The sequence below is a fragment of the Kosakonia sp. YIM B13588 genome (assembly GCF_042788165.1).
Classification (GTDB): Bacteria; Pseudomonadota; Gammaproteobacteria; order Enterobacterales; family Enterobacteriaceae; genus Kosakonia; species Kosakonia sacchari.
The window spans coordinates 43,852-62,191 of sequence record NZ_JBHZPO010000006.1 but is presented as its reverse complement, the minus strand read 5'-3'; the positions used below and the strand labels follow the sequence as shown (position 1 = coordinate 62,191).

General features: G+C 53.1%; 15 protein-coding genes and 2 tRNA genes. 8 read left to right on the top strand and 9 right to left on the bottom strand.

The annotated features are described in order from the left end of the window. Nucleotides 1-172: 172 nt before the first annotated feature. Nucleotides 173-1,699: a histidine ammonia-lyase gene (gene hutH, locus ACFX4U_RS12305; protein ID WP_313508568.1), complete on the bottom strand. Its 1,527-nt coding sequence runs from the start codon at nucleotides 1,697-1,699 to the stop codon at nucleotides 173-175. Further along, on the bottom strand, nucleotides 1,696-2,220 hold the full coding sequence (locus ACFX4U_RS12300; RefSeq protein ID WP_313508566.1) for a hypothetical protein: 525 nt from the start codon (nucleotides 2,218-2,220) through the stop codon (nucleotides 1,696-1,698). The genes hutH and ACFX4U_RS12300 overlap by 4 nt, the downstream gene beginning before the upstream one ends. Before the next feature lie 252 nt (nucleotides 2,221-2,472). Between ACFX4U_RS12300 and ACFX4U_RS12295 the strand changes: the two genes are divergently transcribed. Both ACFX4U_RS12295 and ypdK read left to right on the top strand, forming a co-directional pair. After that, on the top strand, nucleotides 2,473-2,724 hold the full coding sequence (locus tag ACFX4U_RS12295) for a hypothetical protein (RefSeq protein ID WP_313508628.1): 252 nt from the start codon (nucleotides 2,473-2,475) through the stop codon (nucleotides 2,722-2,724). Nucleotides 2,725-3,024: 300 nt separating this feature from the next. Then, a complete protein-coding gene (gene ypdK, locus ACFX4U_RS12290) occupies nucleotides 3,025-3,096 on the top strand; it encodes a membrane protein YpdK (protein ID WP_099458783.1) in 72 nt (23 codons plus the stop codon). A gap of 86 nt (nucleotides 3,097-3,182) precedes the next feature. Here ypdK and alaC read toward each other — a convergent pair whose 3' ends face one another. Further along, on the bottom strand, nucleotides 3,183-4,424 hold the full coding sequence (gene alaC / locus ACFX4U_RS12285; protein ID WP_313508564.1) for an alanine transaminase: 1,242 nt from the start codon (nucleotides 4,422-4,424) through the stop codon (nucleotides 3,183-3,185). A gap of 390 nt (nucleotides 4,425-4,814) precedes the next feature. Between alaC and ACFX4U_RS12280 the strand changes: the two genes are divergently transcribed. Together ACFX4U_RS12280 and ACFX4U_RS12275 are read left to right on the top strand one after the other, a co-directional pair. Then, nucleotides 4,815-6,500 carry a sensor histidine kinase gene (locus tag ACFX4U_RS12280; protein WP_313508562.1) on the top strand — a complete coding sequence of 562 codons (1,686 nt, stop codon included), beginning with the start codon at nucleotides 4,815-4,817 and terminating at the stop codon, nucleotides 6,498-6,500. A gap of 12 nt (nucleotides 6,501-6,512) precedes the next feature. Beyond that, nucleotides 6,513-7,241 carry a LytTR family DNA-binding domain-containing protein gene (locus tag ACFX4U_RS12275; protein WP_020454597.1) on the top strand — a complete coding sequence of 243 codons (729 nt, stop codon included), beginning with the start codon at nucleotides 6,513-6,515 and terminating at the stop codon, nucleotides 7,239-7,241. On the opposite strand, the gene glk is transcribed toward ACFX4U_RS12275, so the two are convergent. Further along, nucleotides 7,238-8,203, bottom strand: coding sequence for a glucokinase (gene glk / locus ACFX4U_RS12270; RefSeq protein WP_305735415.1), 966 nt, complete (start codon nucleotides 8,201-8,203; stop codon nucleotides 7,238-7,240). The two genes, ACFX4U_RS12275 and glk, sit on opposite strands and share 4 nt — an antisense overlap. Nucleotides 8,204-8,382: 179 nt before the next feature. Between glk and ACFX4U_RS12265 the strand changes: the two genes are divergently transcribed. Next, on the top strand, nucleotides 8,383-9,618 hold the full coding sequence (locus ACFX4U_RS12265) for an ion channel protein (RefSeq protein ID WP_305735414.1): 1,236 nt from the start codon (nucleotides 8,383-8,385) through the stop codon (nucleotides 9,616-9,618). On the opposite strand, the gene ACFX4U_RS12260 is transcribed toward ACFX4U_RS12265, so the two are convergent. Further along, complete coding sequence (locus tag ACFX4U_RS12260; RefSeq protein ID WP_313508558.1) at nucleotides 9,619-11,277, bottom strand: thiamine pyrophosphate-binding protein; 1,659 nt, start codon at nucleotides 11,275-11,277, stop codon at nucleotides 9,619-9,621. Between the two features lie 172 nt (nucleotides 11,278-11,449). On the opposite strand from ACFX4U_RS12260, the gene mgrA reads away from it, so the two are divergent. Next, nucleotides 11,450-12,448, top strand: coding sequence for an L-glyceraldehyde 3-phosphate reductase (mgrA, locus tag ACFX4U_RS12255; RefSeq protein WP_313508555.1), 999 nt, complete (start codon nucleotides 11,450-11,452; stop codon nucleotides 12,446-12,448). A 123-nt stretch (nucleotides 12,449-12,571) separates the two neighbouring features. Beyond that, the gene (locus ACFX4U_RS12250) at nucleotides 12,572-12,886 is read left to right on the top strand and encodes a DUF2502 domain-containing protein (RefSeq protein WP_200550276.1); all 315 of its coding nucleotides are present in this window, start codon (nucleotides 12,572-12,574) and stop codon (nucleotides 12,884-12,886) included. Between the two features lie 41 nt (nucleotides 12,887-12,927). Here the strand turns inward: ACFX4U_RS12250 and ACFX4U_RS12245 are convergent, their stop codons facing one another. Further along, nucleotides 12,928-14,166, bottom strand: a complete 1,239-nt coding sequence (locus ACFX4U_RS12245) for an Nramp family divalent metal transporter (RefSeq protein ID WP_305735411.1) — start codon at nucleotides 14,164-14,166, stop codon at nucleotides 12,928-12,930. Nucleotides 14,167-14,519: 353 nt separating this feature from the next. Here ACFX4U_RS12245 and ACFX4U_RS12240 point away from each other — a divergent pair, with 353 nt between their 5' ends. Next, nucleotides 14,520-15,707: a NupC/NupG family nucleoside CNT transporter gene (locus ACFX4U_RS12240; RefSeq protein WP_017458673.1), complete on the top strand. Its 1,188-nt coding sequence runs from the start codon at nucleotides 14,520-14,522 to the stop codon at nucleotides 15,705-15,707. A gap of 40 nt (nucleotides 15,708-15,747) precedes the next feature. On the opposite strand, the gene ACFX4U_RS12235 is transcribed toward ACFX4U_RS12240, so the two are convergent. The 3 genes from ACFX4U_RS12235 to ACFX4U_RS12225 all read right to left on the bottom strand — a co-directional run bounded on the left by ACFX4U_RS12235 (nucleotide 15,748) and on the right by ACFX4U_RS12225 (nucleotide 18,338). Beyond that, entirely contained in the window at nucleotides 15,748-17,937 is a 2,190-nt protein-coding gene (locus ACFX4U_RS12235; RefSeq protein WP_313508552.1) for an EAL domain-containing protein, read from the bottom strand. Nucleotides 17,938-18,145: 208 nt separating this feature from the next. Then, nucleotides 18,146-18,221: transfer RNA gene (locus ACFX4U_RS12230), tRNA-Ala, on the bottom strand. 41 nt (nucleotides 18,222-18,262) lie between these two features. After that, nucleotides 18,263-18,338, bottom strand: a tRNA-Ala gene (locus ACFX4U_RS12225). Nucleotides 18,339-18,340 lie beyond the last annotated feature (2 nt).

The window sequence follows — 18,340 nt, the reverse complement described above, 5'->3', positions numbered from 1 at the left end:
TTTCCAGCCACCGCTTAATACTTAACTCATTACTGGCATGACGCCTGCCCCGGATAACAAAACACTCGGCTGGATTACAGGGGCATCTTACGTTTTATAACAGCAAAAAATGATTTCATTTCACAGGCAGAACCCGTCATATTCGAATGACCAGCAATGCCCCTCGCTTCATTCAGCAAGACACTATTCCCGGCAGCAATGTCGTCAGATGGCGCTCCGCCAGTAACGCAATCGCACGTTCAATATCGGGCGCGAAATAACGGTCTTTCTCATAATGCGCAACCTGTTCACGCAGCAGATGGCGCGCCTGTTCCAGCAACGGGCTGCTGGTTAAGCCTTCGCGCATATCCAGCCCCTGGCAAGCGGCCAGCCACTCGACAGCAATGACGCCACGCGTATTTGCCGCCATTTCCCACAGACGACGCCCGGCGGCCGGTGCCATCGAGACGTGATCTTCCTGGTTTGCCGAGGTCGGCAAACTGTCCACGCTATGCGGATGTGAAAGCGCTTTGTTTTCGCTTGCCAGCGCCGCTGCGGTGACCTGAGCAATCATAAAGCCGGAGTTAACACCGCCGTTTTTCACAAGGAACGGCGGCAGTTGCGACATATGGCTGTCCATCAGCAGGGCGATACGGCGCTCCGCAAGCGAGCCTATCTCGGCAATCGCCAGCGCAATGTTGTCTGCCGCCATCGCCACCGGTTCAGCGTGGAAATTTCCCCCGGAGATCACTTCATTTTCAGCGGCGAAAACCAGCGGGTTATCGGAAACCGCATTCGCTTCGGTTAGCAGCACTTCTGCGGCAAAACGCAGTTGCGTCAGACATGCGCCCATCACCTGCGGCTGGCAGCGCAGGGAATAAGGATCCTGCACTTTATTGCAGTTGTGGTGAGACTGAGAAATGGCGCTGTCATCGGTTAATAGATGACGATATAACGCCGCCGCGTCAATCTGTCCGCGTTGGCCGCGAACGTCATGAATACGCGCATCAAAGGGACGACGCGAACCGAGCGCCGCCTCAGTGGTCAACGCACCGCAAACCACAGCAGAAGCGAACAGATCTTCGGCTTCAAACAGGCCGCGCAAAGCAAATGCGGTCGACGTTTGCGTACCGTTCAGCAGCGCCAGCCCCTCTTTTGCCGCCAGCGTGATCGGCTCAAGGCCGGCATTTTTCAGCGCTTCACTCGCCGGTAACCATTCACCCTGCCAGCGCGCTTTGCCTTCGCCAAGCAGCGTCAGCGACATATGTGCCAGCGGTGCGAGATCACCGGATGCACCCACCGAACCTTTCGCCGGGATCCACGGATAAACCTCCGCGTTAACCATTGCCACCAGCATCTGGATCACCTGCAAGCGAATGCCGGAAAAACCGCGCGCCAGACTGTTGATCTTCAGCACCATAATTAAGCGAACCAGCGCATCATCCAGCGGCTCGCCAACGCCTGCCGCGTGAGAGAGCACCAGCGAGCGTTGCAAATTCTCCAGATCTTCCGTCGCGATACGCGTCTGCGCCAGCAAACCGAAGCCCGTGTTGATGCCATAGGCGGTGCGGCCTTCCGTCATAATCGTGTTGACGCAGGCAACGCTCTCATTAATGGCCGCAAACGCGCCATCATCCAGCGACAGATGAAGAGGCTGGCTGTAGATTTCGCGCAACTGCGCGAGGGTGAGTTGGCCCGGAATAAGGGTGAAATTTTTCATGCTTTGCCCTGCTCCTGCATTGCAGCAACCATCGGAAGATTGAGCGCCTGCGCTGCGGCGCACTCAATCGCAATCTCATACCCGGCGTCAGCGTGATGAATCACACCGGTAGCCGGATCGTTGTGCAGCACGTGCGCAATGTGTGCCGCCGCTTCATCTGTGTCACCACAAACGATCACCATCCCTGCATGCCGGGAAAAAACCATTCGCACGCTACCGCCATGATATCGCGAGGCACAGGTCGCGCCGCTGGCGGCGTTAAGCAACGGCCAGTTGGATACGACGTCAGAACCGTTATGCATCGCTTCGGTTTCACGGTTCTGGCTTGCCACCGAACCAGAATCAAGATGGCTGCGACCAATGTCGCCACACAACACTCGCGCGTTCGGGTTTTCGGCAATATCGGGATCAGGGTTATTCAGCAGCATGCGCAACGGCGCTTCGGTGAGCCAGCTTTTCGCATCACGTTCCGTACCGCTGTGGGCGCGGAAAGTCTGCTGGCGGATGAGGATGTGCGGCATCGGTGTTCTCTCCTGAGGACATGTCCTGATGTGTAAACATATATACTTGCCTATACAATTACGCGCAAGGCAGGATTTAACAGAAAAGATACAATTTTATTATAGTGCGCCAGCAATCACGCTTTTGCTGACGCAAACGATCAGGAGCCGAAACAACGCTAGAAACGCTAACGCCTACACGGGAAAAGCAGGCTGGCATGGGAGACAATTTGTGAGGTTGGCCATGTACGGGCGAACAAGCAGGCAGGAATTGTGCTCTTTGATGTGCAACAGGCGGCACTCATCAGCCGGGAAGCTCACGGCTTTGATGATATGCCAGGGCTCTTCAACAATTTTCCCAGCGTCTCTTCCCTCAGCGGGATTTTTCGCCGCAGGATTATTTTCCCCTCCCATTCACTTTTTTATGCATCGCATCGCAGAAACACGGCGGCGCATTTTTCCGAAAGAATTGCAGATGCTGTGACCCGCTTCAAAAAATTAGCCTTATTATTCAAGCGGAAATGAACCGTTTCAGCAGGCCATTTTTTTCGTCGCTCAATAGCAATTTATTTAGCAGTGAAAGTATTGTGTCGCCAAAGCCCGACACAATGTAAGTTACTAAAATTAAATAGAAAAAAGGCTCTTGTAAGGCCTAAAAATTAAGCGTACATTAGCCCCGTTTGGTGAGGAATTCACCCGAAATTCTGAGATGGAGCTGTGGCCGAAATAGAGATAATTCTCATTTTCGATGTGGCGTAGTTTCACCTCTCTATACTCAGTCCTGAATGGTCATGAATGCATACTTAGGTGTGCGGAGCGATGAACGTGAAATATTTCTTTATGGGCATTTCGGTGATGGTTATTGTGTGGGCCGGCACATTCGCCCTGATGATCTAACCTGAGCATATCGTGCTGTACAAAAAAGGAGCCAAAAGGCTCCTTTTTTGTTTTGCCCGCCAACGAATCAGGCGGGCAAGGCACAGTTATGGTTCCAGATCTTCTGCCGCGCTCTTTTGCGCTGCCGGCAGTAACCCATCGGCGCGGAACATCGCTTTAATGCCGCGTACCGCCTGGCGGATACGATCGCGGTTCTCGATCAGCGCGAAGCGTACATGCGTATCGCCATAGTCACCAAAGCCGATGCCCGGAGAGACGCACACTTTCGCCTCTTGCAGCAGTTTTTTGGCAAACTCCAGCGAGCCCATCGCCGCGTACGGTTCCGGAATTTTCGCCCACACGTACATTGACGCTTTCGGCATTTCGACCATCCAGCCCGCTTCATGCAACCCTTTTACCAGCACATCGCGACGGCGTTTATATTGAGCGGCAATATCGCGCACACACTGCTGATCCCCTTCCAGCGCGGCGATCGCTGCCACCTGTAGCGGCGTGAAGGTGCCGTAATCGTGATAACTTTTGATACGTGCCAGCGCGTTGACCAGCACCGAATTACCGACCATAAAGCCGATACGCCAGCCCGCCATATTGTAACTTTTCGACAGGGTGAAGAACTCAACAGCGACATCGCGTGCGCCCGGCACTTGCATAATCGACGGTGCTTTCCAGCCGTCAAAGACAATGTCGGCGTAGGCCAGATCGTGAACCACCAGCACATCGTAGCGTTTTGCCAGCGCGACCACTTTCTCGAAGAACTCCAGTTCAACGCACTGCGCCGTCGGGTTAGACGGGAAGCCTAGAATCATCATCTTCGGCTTCGGGTAGCTTTCGCGGATGGCGCGCTCCAGTTCATTAAAGAAATCGACACCTTCCACCAGCGGCACAGAACGCACCTGCGCTCCCGCAATCACCGCACCGTAAATATGAATCGGGTAACTCGGGTTCGGCACCAGCACGGTATCACCGTGATCCAGCGTCGCCAACATCAGATGCGCCAGCCCTTCTTTCGAACCAATGGTGACAATCGCTTCGGTTTCCGGATCGATATCCACTTGATAACGATCCTGATACCAGCGGGAAATCGCCCGGCGCAGGCGCGGAATGCCGCGCGACGTGGAGTAACCGTGCGTATCCGGGCGTTGCGCGACAGTACAGAGTTTCTCAACGATATGCGGCGGCGTCGCGCCATCCGGGTTGCCCATACTGAAATCTATAATGTCTTCGCCGCGGCGTCGCGCAGCCATTTTCAGTTCAGCGGTGATATTAAAAACATACGGGGGGAGACGATCGATACGCGTAAAACGACGTTCAGGACTGAAGTCAGCCATAGATTCCTCGGAGTAACGTTAGCGCCCGGACCGTCCGAGCGACGTCGCCGCATTTGCGGCGTGCTTAGAACATAGCCCGAAAAAAATCTCGCTGTCGAGAGGTAAGCGCAAAAATAACGCAACGCCATAAAAGAGGAAGTTTAATTTAGGAAAGAGAAAGCGAAACTATCCTCTTATAGAAAAATCCATCATATATTTTAACAATAAAATAAAGATAAAATTACCTTAAAAAATCACCAGTTAGCGCAGCTTAGCGTCTCTTCTTTCGACTCTTTTCAATCCCCTTTTGGAAAAGTGGTCTTTCCTCATTCAGCGAATGAATACTGCGGCTGGTCATCTGCGCCGGGGTTTTTTATCATAGCTTTTTGACGCTATTCATATGAGTCCCCCGTGCACGAAATATTCGACATGCTGCTGGCCGTTTTTGACCGAGCGGCGCTCATGCTGATCTGCCTTTTTTTCTTGATCCGCATCCGCCTGTTCCGCGAACTGCTGCATAAAACGGCGCACTCGCCAAAAGAGCTGCTGGGCGTGACGGCCATCTTCTCAATGTTTGCCCTGTTCAGCACCTGGTCCGGCGTACCGGTGGAAGGCTCGCTGGTTAACGTGCGTATCATCGCGGTGATGTCCGGCGGGATTTTGTTCGGCCCGTGGGTCGGCATTATCACCGGCGTGATTGCCGGGATGCACCGCTATCTGATTGATATTGGCGGCGTGACGGCGATCCCCTGTTTTATTACCAGCATTATTGCCGGCGTGATGTCCGGGATGATTAACCGCAAAGTGCCCAAAGCGCAGCACTGGCGGGTGGGCATCATCGGCGGCATGATTTGCGAAAGCCTGACCATGACGCTGGTGGTGCTGTGGGCGCCGACTACCGCGCTCGGCCTCGATATTGTGTCCAAAATTGGTGTGCCGATGATCCTCGGCAGCGTCTGCATCGGCTTTATTGTGCTGCTGGTGCAAAGCGTGGAAGGGGAAAAAGAGGCGATTGCCGGTCGTCAGGCGAAGCTGGCACTGGATATTGCCAATAAAACACTGCCACTTTTCCGCAATGTGAATAGCGAATCCTTGCGGAAAGTCTGTGACATTATTCGTCGGGATATCAACGCCGATGCCGTGGCTATCACCAATACCGACCACGTGCTGGCTTACGTTGGTGTCGGGGAAAATAATTACCGCGACAGCGACGATATTATCAGTCCAACCACTCACCAGGCGATGAACACCGGCGAAATTATCATTAAAAACAATGATGAAGCCCACCGCACGCCCGAAATCCACTCAATGCTGGTGATCCCGCTGCGTGAACAGGGCATCGTGACCGGCACGCTGAAGATCTATTACTGCCACGCGCACCAGATCACCTCCTCATTACAGGATATGGCCGTTGGCTTATCGCAGATTATCTCGACACAACTGGAAGTTTCCCGTGCCGAACAGCTGCGGGAGATGGCAAATAAAGCGGAACTGCGCGCTCTGCAAAGTAAGATCAACCCGCATTTCCTGTTTAACGCCCTGAACGCTATCTCGTCGTCGATTCGCCTGAATCCGGACACTGCCCGGCAGCTCATTTTCAATTTGTCGCGTTATCTGCGCTATAACATTGAATTAAAAGATGATGAACTCATTGATATCAAAAAAGAGCTCTATCAAATCAAAGACTATATCGCCATTGAGCAGGCTCGTTTTGGCGATAAGTTGACGGTGATTTATGACATTGATGAAGAGGTCAGTTGTGTGATCCCGAGCCTGCTGATCCAGCCTCTGGTTGAAAATGCGATTGTGCATGGCATTCAGCCGTGTAAAGGCAAAGGCGTGGTCACCATCAGTGTGGAAGAGTGCGGCAACCGCGTGCGTATCGCGGTGCGCGATACGGGCAACGGCATCGATCCGCAGATGATTGCCCGCGTTGAAGCCGATGAGATGCCCGGCAACAAGATTGGCCTGCTGAATGTTCACCAGCGCGTGAAATTGCTATATGGCGAAGGGTTGCATATCCGCCGTTTAACGCCGGGCACGGAGATCGCGTTCTTTGTTCAGCGCCAGCCGTCGCCTGCCGCATTGTTGCCTTAACAGGAGAGCTGTATGAAAGTCATCATTGTTGAAGATGAGATCCTGGCGCAACAGGAGCTGAGCTGGCTTATTAAAGCCCATAGCCAGATGGAAATTGTCGGCACCTTTGACGATGGTCTCGACGTGCTGAAGTATTTACAGCACAACAAAGTCGACGCCATTTTTCTTGATATTAATATCCCTTCTCTGGATGGCGTTTTGCTGGCGCAGAATATCAGCCAGTTCGCCCATAAGCCGTTTATCGTCTTTATTACTGCCTGGAAAGAGCATGCGGTGGAGGCATTTGAACTGGAAGCGTTCGACTACATCCTGAAACCGTACCAGGAGTCACGCATCATCAGCATGCTGCAAAAACTGGAAACGGCCTGGCAGCAGCAATCAGGCCCGGTAGCCAGCCCGCAGCCACGGGAAAACGCGACCATTAATCTGGTGAAAGACGAGCGCATTATCGTCACCAGTATTCATGATATTTATTATGCGGAAGCGCATGAGAAGATGACGTTTGTCTATACGAAGCGGGAATCTTATGTGATGCCGATGAACATCACCGAGTTTTGCAGCAAACTGCCGGCGGCGCACTTCTTTCGCTGCCACCGCTCTTACTGCGTCAACCTGGATAAAATCCGCGAGATTGAACCCTGGTTTAACAACACCTATATTTTGCGGCTGCGAGACCTGGAGTTTCAGGTGCCCGTCAGCCGCAGCAAAGTTAAAGAGTTTCGTCAGTTAATGAATCTTTAAAGCACGTAACCCAGCGTCTGGCGCAGATGCGCGCCAGAACCCAACAGGCCCGGGTTATCATGCACGATCAGAAATACCGGGATATCCTGGACGTAGGATTTAAAGCGCCCTTTGTCCTCGAAACCGCCGCGAAAACCGGAAGCGGTAAAGAAATCGAGGAAGCGCGGCACAATACCACCGGCAATGTACACGCCGCCGAAAGTGCCGAGATTGAGCGCGAGGTTGCCGCCAAAACGCCCCATAATGACGCAAAATAGTGACAACGCGCGACGGCAGTCAATGCAGCTGTCTTCCAGTGCGCGTTCAGTCACATCTTTCGGTTGCAGATTTTCCGGCAGGCGGCCATCTGATTTGACGATTGCGCGATAGAGATTAACGAGACCGGGACCGGAGAGCACGCGTTCAGCGGAAACGTGGCCGATTTCCGCGCGTAACTCTTCGAGAATAATCCCCTCTTCTTCGCTGTTTGGCGCGAAATCAACATGGCCGCCTTCGCCCGGCAAACTCACCCAGCGCTTATCCACATGCACCAGATGCGAAACGCCAAGCCCGGTGCCTGCGCCGTAAACGGCGATCGGTTTACCTTCAACCGGCGCCAAACCGCCAAACTGGATTAAGTGTTCGGCTTTGAGCATCGGGATCGCCATTGATACGGCGGTGAAATCATTAATGATTTCCAGATGGGCGAAACCGAGGTTTTTCTTCATTTCGGCAATCGAAAACGCCCAAGTGTGGTTGGTCATTGCCACCCAGTCACCGGTTATCGGGCAAGCGATGGCGATACAGCCATCTTCTACCTTGACGTCGTGCTCTTTCAGATAAACACGCACCACGTCTTCCAGGCTTGGATAATCGAGGCCGGAGTAGGTTTTGGCCCGGGAGATGTCACCGCTATCGACATCACACAACGCTAAGCGCGCGTTCGTGCCACCCACGTCTCCCACTAAAGCATACTTTGTCATTCTTTTACGGCTCCGCTAAAGTCAGAATAAATCTTTGGCACACTGTAAATTCAAGGCGCTGTAACGACAACGACCATATCATGAGTGCCCCAGGATTATCGATCTTCATCACAGATTACCTTAAAGGTTTCAGCCCGGTTGCATCCTCCGTTGCCAGGCTTCGTTACAAGGATAAAAAGATGCTCCATCCGCGTGCGAGAACGCTGCTCTTACTGGCGCTGCCTGCGCTCACTATTGGTGTTGCGTCGAGTCTGATCTTAGCGCTGGTGATGAAAATCGCTGCCCTGCTGCAAACCGTGTTGTGGAGCGGCGTGCCGTGGCGGCTCGGCATCTCACCGGATTCCCCCTGGTGGATACTGGTCGTGTTGACGCTCACCGGCGTTGCTGTTGGCCTGGTGATCCGTTTCAGCGCCGGTCATGGCGGGCCGGATCCGGCGACGGTGCCGCTGATTGGTTCGCCAGTTGCCGTCAACGCGCTGCCGGGGCTGGCACTGGCGCTGATCCTCGGTCTGGCAGGCGGCGTAAGCCTTGGCCCCGAACAACCGGTGATGGTGCTGAATATCGCCCTTGCCGTTGCACTTGGTGCGCGCATTTTCCCGCGCGTTGCGCCGCTGGACTGGACAATCCTTGCCTCCGCCGGCACGCTCGGTGCGCTGTTTGGCACGCCTGTGGCGGCGGCGCTTATTTTCTCGCAAACCCTGAAGGCCAGTGAGGACGTGCCGCTGTGGGATCGCCTGTTCGCGCCGTTAATGGCTGCGGCAGCAGGCGCATTAACCACCAGCCTCTTTTCGCAACCACATTTCACGCTGCCCATTCCCCATTATCCGCAGATGCATATAGTTGATATTTTTAGCGGCGCGGTCGTGACGCTGTTCGCCATTGCGCTGGGAATGGTGGCTGTCTGGTGTTTGCCGCGTCTGCATCACTTCATGCATCGCCTGAATAACCCGGTGCTGACGTTGGGAATGGGCGGCTTTTTGCTTGGTCTTCTGGGTATGACTGGCGGCCACGTTACCCTATTTAAGGGGCTGGATGAGATGCAGCAACTGGCGTTTGCACATACCTATACCGTAACCGATTACCTGCTATTTGCCCTGGTGAAGCTCGCCGCGCTGGTGATTGCCGCCGCCTGCGGTTTTCGCGGTGGGCGTATATTTCCGGCGGTGTTTGTCGGGGTGGCTTTAGGCTTAATGCTGCATGAACATGTCGATGCTGTTCCGGCTGCGGTCACCGTTTCCTGTGCCGTATTAGGGCTGGTATTGGTTGTAACACGCGATGGCTGGTTGAGCCTGTTCCTGGCGGCCGTCGTCGTACCGGACACCACCTTGTTGCCGCTGCTGTGTATCGTGATCCTGCCCGCCTGGTTAGTGCTGGCCGGAAAACCGATGATGATTGTCCCCCGGCGCAGTAAGTAACTACTCACTGTTACGCGTTTCCAGCGCATGGGTGACATCACGCAGCAGATCCGGCAAATCGGCTTGCGGCAACATCACTTCAATCAGCGCAAGCCGGTGATGATGCGAGGCGGCTTCCAGTGCTTCCGCCAGTTGCACCGTTTCGCTAACGCGCCAGCATTCGGCCTGGCAGTCATGGCTGAGCGCATGCGGAATATGTGTCCAGTTCCAGCGCGCAATATCGTTATAACGCTGGTGCGCACCGTGGATCGCCCGCTCCACCGTATAACCATCATTATTGAGCAACAAAATGATTGGTCGCTGCCCGTCACGCAGTATGGACCCCAGCTCCTGAATAGTGAGCTGCGCTGCGCCGTCGCCACTAAGCAAAATGACCCGCCGCTCCGGGCAGGCGGTTTGTGCGCCGAACGCGGCGGGCAGGCAATAACCAATCGATCCCCACAGCGGCTGCGTCAGCATGTCAATCTCGGCAGGCAGGCGCAAAGACGCCGCGCCAAAGGCGGCGGTTCCCTGATCGGCCAGTAAAATATCACCGGGGCGAATAAAAGCCTGCAGTATTTGCCAGAATGTATGCTGATTCAATGTGCCGGAGTGATGCGGGGAATTATCGGAAGGCTCTGGAACAGGATCGAGCACGCAGCGTGGGTTATTGCGACAGACCGAAATCAGTGTATTCACCGCGTCCTGCATTGCAATCCCGCTGAACCACTCTTCCCCTACCCGCGCCGCAAAGGGCTGGATATCAATCGTACGTTCCACGGGCAGTTGCTGAGTAAACCCGGCGGTGATGGTGTCCGTAAAACGCACGCCGACACACATTACCGCATCGGCACTCTCGATCGCTTCACGCACCTGCGGCGGGCTTGCAGCACCGCTGTAAGTGCCGACAAACCCAGGCTGCGTTTCATCAAACAAGCCTTTCCCCATTAACAATGTGGCGTGCGGGATGGGCGAATCCTTCATCCAGCACTGCAATATTTTCTGTACACCAAAGCGGTGAGCAAGAAAATCCGCCAGCAGCGCAACGCGCGGGCTTTCGCTGAGCATTGCCTGTACACGGCGGCGAAAACTCTCCAGACGCGCTTCGTTAGCCTGAAGCGGTGCGGGAGTGATAACGTTTACAGGCGGCGTTGCTGCCATTTTTGCCACGTCGGCGGGTAACATCAGGTAACCGGGGCGGGATTCACTGAGCATCGTGCGGATCACGCGATCAATCTCATAGCAGGCGTTTTCTGCTGTTAATACCGCCAGTGCGGCGCTAACAGGTTCATACATGCGCCAGAAATGGCTGAAATCACCGTCTCCCAGTGTGTGGTGCAGAATTTCACCGCGTTGCTGTACGCTGCGACAGGGCGCGCCCACGATGTGCAACACCGGAACATATTCCGCAAAGCTGCCGGCCACACCGTTAATCGCGCTCAACTCTCCCACGCCAAAGGTGGTCAGCAGCGCGCCCGCGCCCTGGCAACGCCCGTAACCATCGGCGGCATAAGCAGCATTCAGTTCATTGGCGCAGCCCACCCAATGCACCGCCGGGTGCTGGATAACGTGATCGAGAAACTGCAGATTGTAGTCGCCGGGTACGCCGAAAAGATGATGAATGCCGCAGCCGGCAAGCCTGTCCAGTAGATAGTCGGCAACTGAATAATCGTTTTGCATTGCGTTACATCTCCAAATACTGACACTTATCTGAGTATTGGAGAACTGTGATGAGAGTCCAGGATACGCGTCAGAGAGGAAGTGGCAAGCAAGCTTTACGGCACCTGACGGTGTAAGCTCAGCGAATGTAAACGTATACACTAACGCTACGCTGATAAAAAGGAGCAACCGCATGGTTTATCTGGCCGATCCCGCACGCTATGAAAAGATGCACTACCATCGCTGCGGCGACAGCGGGTTAAAACTTCCGGCAATTTCGCTTGGGTTGTGGCACAACTTCGGTGATACCACGCTGCTGGAAAACAGCCGCCAGTTGTTGCGGCATGCCTTTGATCTGGGCATTACCCATTTTGATCTGGCCAATAACTACGGACCGCCACCGGGCTCCGCAGAGCGCAATTTCGGCCGGATTTTGCAGGAGGATTTCCTGCCCTACCGCGATGAATTAATTATCTCGAGCAAAGCCGGTTATACCATGTGGGACGGCCCGTATGGCGACTGGGGCTCACGTAAGTACCTGATTTCCAGCCTTGACCAGAGCTTGCGCCGCATGGGTCTGGAGTATGTTGATATCTTCTATCACCATCGCCCGGATCCCGAGACGCCGCTGAAGGAAACCATGCGCGCACTGGACCATATTGTGCGCCAGGGCAAAGCCCTGTACGTCGGGCTTTCCAACTATCCGGCGGCACAGGCGCGCGAAGCTACCGATATTCTTAATGACCTCGGAACACCGTGTCTTATCCACCAGCCGAAATACTCAATGTTTGAACGCTGGGTCGAAGCGGAATTGCTTGATGTGTTGCAGGAAAAAGGCGTCGGCAGTATTGCGTTTTCACCGCTGGCAGGCGGGCAACTGACCGAGCGTTATCTGCACGGCATTCCACCCGATTCCCGCGCCGCCAGCGGCAGCCGCTTTCTCAATCCGGAGCAAATTACGGACGAAAAGCTGACGACCGTTCGCGCGCTGAATGCGCTGGCGGAACGGCGCGGACAGAAGTTATCGCAGATGGCACTGGCCTGGGTGCTGCGCAACGATCGTGTCACCTCGGTGCTGATTGGTGCCAGTAAAACGAGCCAGCTTGACGATGCAGTCGGCATGCTGGCAAACCGCCACTTCACAACGACTGAAAGTGACGAGATCGACGCCATTCTCAGTGGCGCAAAATAACAGCAAATTTAGCAAAAAATGCTGCCATTCATGATTTAGGAGTTCCGCCAATAATACGGGGTTTGGCCGCCCCGTAATATTGTTGTAACAGGCCGTTTCGGCCCGATCGTGAAGGAGAAGAGTATGTTCAGGTCACTGATTCTGGCAGCTGTGTTAATGGCTTCTGCGCCGCTGGTCGCAAATGCTGGCGAAATCACCCTGTTGCCATCTGTAAAATTACAAATTGGCGATCGCGATAATTACGGTAATTACTGGGACGGCGGCCGCTGGCGCGACCGTGACTACTGGGGCCGCAACTATGAGTGGCGCGGCAACCGTTGGCACAAACACGACCGCGGCTGGCATCGCGGCTGGGACAAACAGAACGCGTATGAACGCGGTTACCGGGAAGGCTGGCGCGACCGCGACGATCATCGTGGCCGGGGACACCACCACTAATTCAAAAAAAGGAGCGCAAGCGCTCCTTTTTCTCATGCGATTTACAGGCCTGCCGCACTGCCGATTAACAGCCAGCCATTCAAACTGACCACCAGCACCACAATCACCCAACCAACCCGTTTAATGAATGTCGTGTTGACTAACTCGCCCATTAATTTGCGGTTACTGGTGAAAATCAGCAGCGGCACCAGCGCCAGCGCGATACCGAAACTGAGCAGTACCTGACTCATCACCAGGATCCTCGTCGGATCCAGCCCCAGCCAGATAACAATAAACGACGGCATCATGGTGATGGTGCGCCGCACCCACAAGGGAATATGAAAACGCACAAACCCCTGCATCACTACCTGCCCGGCCAGCGTCCCCACCACCGTAGAAGAGAGCCCCGCTGCTACCAGGCTAAGACCAAAAATGGTCGCTGCCGCATGGCTTAATAACGGCTCCAGCGTCAGGTACGCCTGGTCGAGATCGGCGACGCCGGTGTGACCATTAAAATGGAACGCCGCTGCCGCTGTCGCCATCATCGCCAGATTCACAAACCCGGCGATAGTCATGGCGATGCCTACATCCCATTTTGTGGCGGAATAACGCTCGCGCTGAGTACCCTGGTGCAGATGCTGTGTCAGAGACGAGTGCAGGTAAATAACGTGCGGCATAATGGTCGCGCCCAGGACGCCAGCCGCCAGGAACACCGCTTCGCTACTCGGCAAACTCGGGATCGCAATGCCTTGCGCCAGTTGAGCGAGCTTCGGCTGGGAAAAAACCAGCTCGACAATATAAGCCGCAGCGACAAACAGCAGCAGGCCGCCTATTACTTTCTCCAGCGGTTTTTGCCCTCGCCGCTGTAACATCAAAATCAAGAACGTCGCCACACCAGTGAGCACCGCACCTTGCAGTAACGAAACGCCGAGGATGAGCTTAAACCCGATGGCGGCACCGATAAACTCTGCCAGATCGGTTGCCATGGCGATAATTTCTGCCTGAACCCAGTAGAACCACACCAGCGGGCGCGGATAGTGATCGCGGATCTGCTCTGCAAGGTTCTTCCCGGTGGCAATCCCCAGTTTGGCGGAAAGCAGCTGGATCAACATCGCCATGATATTGGCCCAGACCACCACCCACAGCAGTTGATAGCCAAAACTGGCGCCCGCCTGAATATTGGTAGCGAAGTTGCCCGGATCGATATAACCGATAGCAGCAATAAACGCCGGTCCCATTAAGGCAAACCGTAATTTGCGCGCTGCACGCCCATTACTATTCTCAACGCGACTACTGTTCATTTATTGCCCCTAAATATAGCCTTTGCTATGTTTTATGCTACCAAAATGAGAATGATTATCAAGTTCATTTAAATGGGTTTACCTGATTTCTCTGATAGCCAGAAACAATAGAAGGGTTGAATGTCAAGGATGGTGACGGCGGCAACAGCATTTGCCGCAGCGTTATGTTAAGAGTCTAGCAGTATGACGCAACTTTTCACGCTTTTACTTAACATAACAGAAATGTATGTTGGATCACTAATTTTGAGTCTGGTCACAGGTCATTAATATAGTGTGTGTTTGATCTCGTTTTCTTTTGCCTTGTTACATAGAATGTGCACGAAATTCCTACCCGTCTCATATTTGGAGCAAATATGTCCCGCGTTTTGCACTTTGTCCTGGCGCTTGCTGTTGTGGCGCTGCTTGCCCTGCTCGTAAGCAGCGATCGCAAGAAGATCCGCATTCGTTTTGTTATTCAACTGCTGGTGATTGAAGTTTTACTGGCCTGGTTCTTCCTGAACTCTGATATTGGCCTTGGCTTCGTTAAAGGCTTCTCCGAGATGTTCGAAAAACTGCTCGGTTTCGCCAACGAAGGTACCAACTTCGTCTTCGGTAAAATGAATGATGAAGGTCTGGCGTTCTTCTTCCTGAAAGTGCTGTGCCCGATTGTCTTCATTTCTGCTCTGATTGGTATTTTGCAACACATTCGTGTGCTGCCGATCATTATCCGCGCCATCGGTACGGTGCTGTCCAAAGTGAACGGCATGGGCAAACTGGAGTCGTTTAACGCTGTCAGCTCCCTGATTCTGGGCCAGTCTGAAAACTTCATCGCTTACAAAGACATTCTCGGCAAAATGTCTCGCAACCGCATGTACACCATGGCAGCGACCGCAATGTCGACTGTTTCGATGTCCATCGTCGGCGCGTACATGACCATGCTCCAGCCGAAATATGTTGTTGCGGCGCTGGTGCTGAACATGTTCAGTACCTTTATTGTGCTGTCGCTTCTCAACCCGTACCGCGTGGATGAGAGTGAAGAAAACCTGCAAATGGCGAAGCTGCACGAAGGCCAGAGCTTCTTTGAAATGCTGGGTGAATATATTCTGGCGGGCTTCAAAGTTGCCATTATTGTTGCGGCAATGCTGATTGGTTTTATCGCCCTCATTTCTGGCCTGAACGCACTGTTTGCCGCCGTACTGGGTATCTCCTTCCAGGGAATTCTGGGCTACATTTTCTACCCGATTGCCTGGGTGCTGGGCGTGCCGGCTCACGAAGCGCTGCAGGTTGCCAGTATCATGGCGACCAAACTGGTTTCTAACGAATTTGTGGCGATGATGGATCTGCAGAAAATCGCGGCGAACCTCTCTCCGCGTTCAGAAGGCATCCTGTCCGTGTTCCTCGTCTCCTTCGCGAACTTCTCGTCTATCGGCATTATCGCCGGTGCAATCAAAGGCCTGAATGAAGAACAAGGTAACGTGGTTTCCCGTTTCGGTCTGAAACTGGTGTATGGCTCCACGCTGGTGAGCGTGCTGTCTGCGGCTATCGCTGCGCTGGTTATTTGATTGTCATAGGCTAAAAAAACCGGGGATTTCCCCGGTTTTTTTATTTGGCGTTTGCCAGCGGCTGCGGTTTACCCAGCAAATAACCCTGCAAGTAATCGACGCCAGCATTCAGCAACAATTCGCGTTGCGCTTCGTTCTCCACATACTCCGCAACCACAGTCAGCGATTTGGCCTTCGCCAGTTCGCATATCGCTTTGACAATCATTGCATCCTGCTTGTCCTGCAAAATATCCCGGACAAAACAGCCGTCGATTTTGATGATATCGGCCTGGAGCCCTTTCAATCGTTCAAAGTTGGCATAGCCGGTACCAAAATCATCAATCGCGATTTTGAATCCCGCCTTTCGCAACTGCTTAATATTCTGGATACTGATTTCCGAATTGGAGAAAGCCTGCTCTTCCGTTATCTCGATGATCACCTGCTGCGGCAATACCGCATAGCGTGCAAAAAGTGCCAGAAACTGCGAGGCGAACTCTTTTTGCATCAGGGTGAGTGGCATTAAATTCACCGAAAAACGCGCCGAATCGCCGGGCTGCGGGTGCGCCTGCATCCACTGGAGCAGGCACTCTATAACCTGCATATCAAACCGTGCGCCAAGATTGAACTGGGCAATAACGGGAATAAAAAGATCTGGCGTAATGAATTCGCCATCAACAACCAGCCGCGTGAGGACTTCCTGGTAACCGTCCCCTTCGGCATTCACGATCGGCTGCCCATAGAGAACTATGCCATTTTCGCTGAGCGCACGTTTCACTTTGTTCAGCTGTAACACTCGCTCCGTGGTTTGATCGGTAACCACTTGCAGGCTGTTTGTCAGCGCCAGTACCCGGTGCTCCGCACATGCCTGTTCTGAAAGCCAACTCAACTGGCCCAACGTCTGATGCAGCTCTTCACCCGAGCCCTGCAGTTCCCCCCAGGAAGCACCAAACTCAATATCCAGAACGGCATTGTTCCAGTAAATACGGCGACTGTTCAGGTAATCCAGCATATGATGCAAACGCGCCAGGATTTCTGGCCCATCAAGTAACAATAAAAGCTCACTGCCGGGAAGCTGGAAAAAGCGTTCCCCATCCTGTAGCAAAGGCTGAAGCTCACAAGTCACACTGCGTTTCACATGTACACGCATCATCATGCCGAAATGGCGGCTGAGGAATTCGAGGTTTTTCATATGCAGACAGCACACGATACCATTTGGCTGCTGCGCCATCTGCAGCTCCAGTGCGCGCAGGTTGGGCAGGCCTGTTAATGGATCGCTCATGGCCTGTTTTTCCCAACGCCCTTTCAGCCATTCGCTGCGGTTAAAAACACGCGTCATATAAAGTATGCAGATGGTAAAGCTGATAAGGACCGACATTACAAATGCCAGCGAGTAATCGGAACGCACGCCATGAAGAAAATTATCGTTGTACGCCAGTAACAGAAACGCCGAAACGCCCCAACTTAATGAAATGAGCGTAGAACTTAACCTGCTGATGCCAAAGGTGAATAAAATAAAAATAACCGGCACCAAATAACCCGCAATATAATCACTTTTATATGGAGCGCACAAAATAATAACAAGCGCAGCAAGCGAAATAAGCCAACACAACGTAAAGGCTCTATTTTTCCTGGAGAAACATGGTTTAAAACTTCTCAACCATAAGGCCCGGGCAAAGCGGGGATTAAGAATCATCCGCAAAGGATAATAAAAAACCATGGCAAAAATGAGTGCGGCGCAAATCAGGCTCTGGATGTCAACAATAGAATAAATAACCGATCCGGGACCGAAAAAATTCGATAAATTAACCGGATAGTTAAACCAGGCCCCAACAATATACATCGATGCTTTTATTCCGACAGGAGCAATAAAGCCTAACCACAGGATACGCACGCCCATATCTTTATTTGGCAGCCCATGACGCCAGCGAGAGCCCAGCTGCCAGCGAACAATACCGCAGATCAGCAACACCGAAAATAATTGGCAAAATAAAAGCATCGATGCTTCAGCGAGGGGAAGCTGAAAAAAAACCTCATTTACCAGAGCAAACCCAATGATAATCGGTAATATTCCATGCCGGCCAAATAATAGAAGTATTGCCAGCATTGCACTCAACGGTAACCAGGCAAGATAAACTTCACTGGCATCAACAAGAGTGAGTGGAGAAATAAATCGTGAAACCGGAATAGCCAGCAGGCATAAAATTAACGCGAGGAAGAATTTTCTTACCGCACTGTATTTACTGTATTTCATCAGCGTTAATTAAATGCTCCCAACTGGTCAAAAAAGAGTCGCCGAGATGATAGATTTATTCATAGAGCGAATCAAGCTATCAGCGGCTCGAATACCGCGCATAACTGTCGCCTTACCGGACGTATGCTTATTTAGGTATAGCAGAAAGAATTGAATAAAAGAGGAAGATAAAACAAAAACCCCCGCGTAAACGCGAGGGTTTGAATTTTGGTGGAGCTAAGCGGGATCGAACCGCTGACCTCTTGCATGCCATGCAAGCGCTCTCCCAGCTGAGCTATAGCCCCACAATATGCCTTAACGCGCCAATTCCGTTGGGTGCGGAATTTGGTGGAGCTAAGCGGGATCGAACCGCTGACCTCTTGCATGCCATGCAAGCGCTCTCCCAGCTGAGCTATAGCCCCAT

Bases quoted from the DNA above. Each gene is read 5' to 3' on its own strand.
- hutH (WP_313508568.1), bottom strand. From the start codon at position 1,699: ATGAAAAATTTCACCCTTATTCCGGGCCAACTCACCCTCGCGCAGTTG.
- ACFX4U_RS12300 (WP_313508566.1), bottom strand. From the start codon at position 2,220: ATGCCGCACATCCTCATCCGCCAGCAGACTTTCCGCGCCCACAGCGGT.
- alaC (WP_313508564.1), bottom strand. From the start codon at position 4,424: ATGGCTGACTTCAGTCCTGAACGTCGTTTTACGCGTATCGATCGTCTC.
- ACFX4U_RS12275 (WP_020454597.1), top strand. From the start codon at position 6,513: ATGAAAGTCATCATTGTTGAAGATGAGATCCTGGCGCAACAGGAGCTG.
- glk (WP_305735415.1), bottom strand. From the start codon at position 8,203: ATGACAAAGTATGCTTTAGTGGGAGACGTGGGTGGCACGAACGCGCGC.
- ACFX4U_RS12265 (WP_305735414.1), top strand. From the start codon at position 8,383: ATGCTCCATCCGCGTGCGAGAACGCTGCTCTTACTGGCGCTGCCTGCG.
- ACFX4U_RS12260 (WP_313508558.1), bottom strand. From the start codon at position 11,277: ATGCAAAACGATTATTCAGTTGCCGACTATCTACTGGACAGGCTTGCC.
- mgrA (WP_313508555.1), top strand. From the start codon at position 11,450: ATGGTTTATCTGGCCGATCCCGCACGCTATGAAAAGATGCACTACCAT.
- ACFX4U_RS12250 (WP_200550276.1), top strand. From the start codon at position 12,572: ATGTTCAGGTCACTGATTCTGGCAGCTGTGTTAATGGCTTCTGCGCCG.
- ACFX4U_RS12245 (WP_305735411.1), bottom strand. From the start codon at position 14,166: ATGAACAGTAGTCGCGTTGAGAATAGTAATGGGCGTGCAGCGCGCAAA.
- ACFX4U_RS12240 (WP_017458673.1), top strand. From the start codon at position 14,520: ATGTCCCGCGTTTTGCACTTTGTCCTGGCGCTTGCTGTTGTGGCGCTG.
- ACFX4U_RS12235 (WP_313508552.1), bottom strand. From the start codon at position 17,937: ATGAAATACAGTAAATACAGTGCGGTAAGAAAATTCTTCCTCGCGTTA.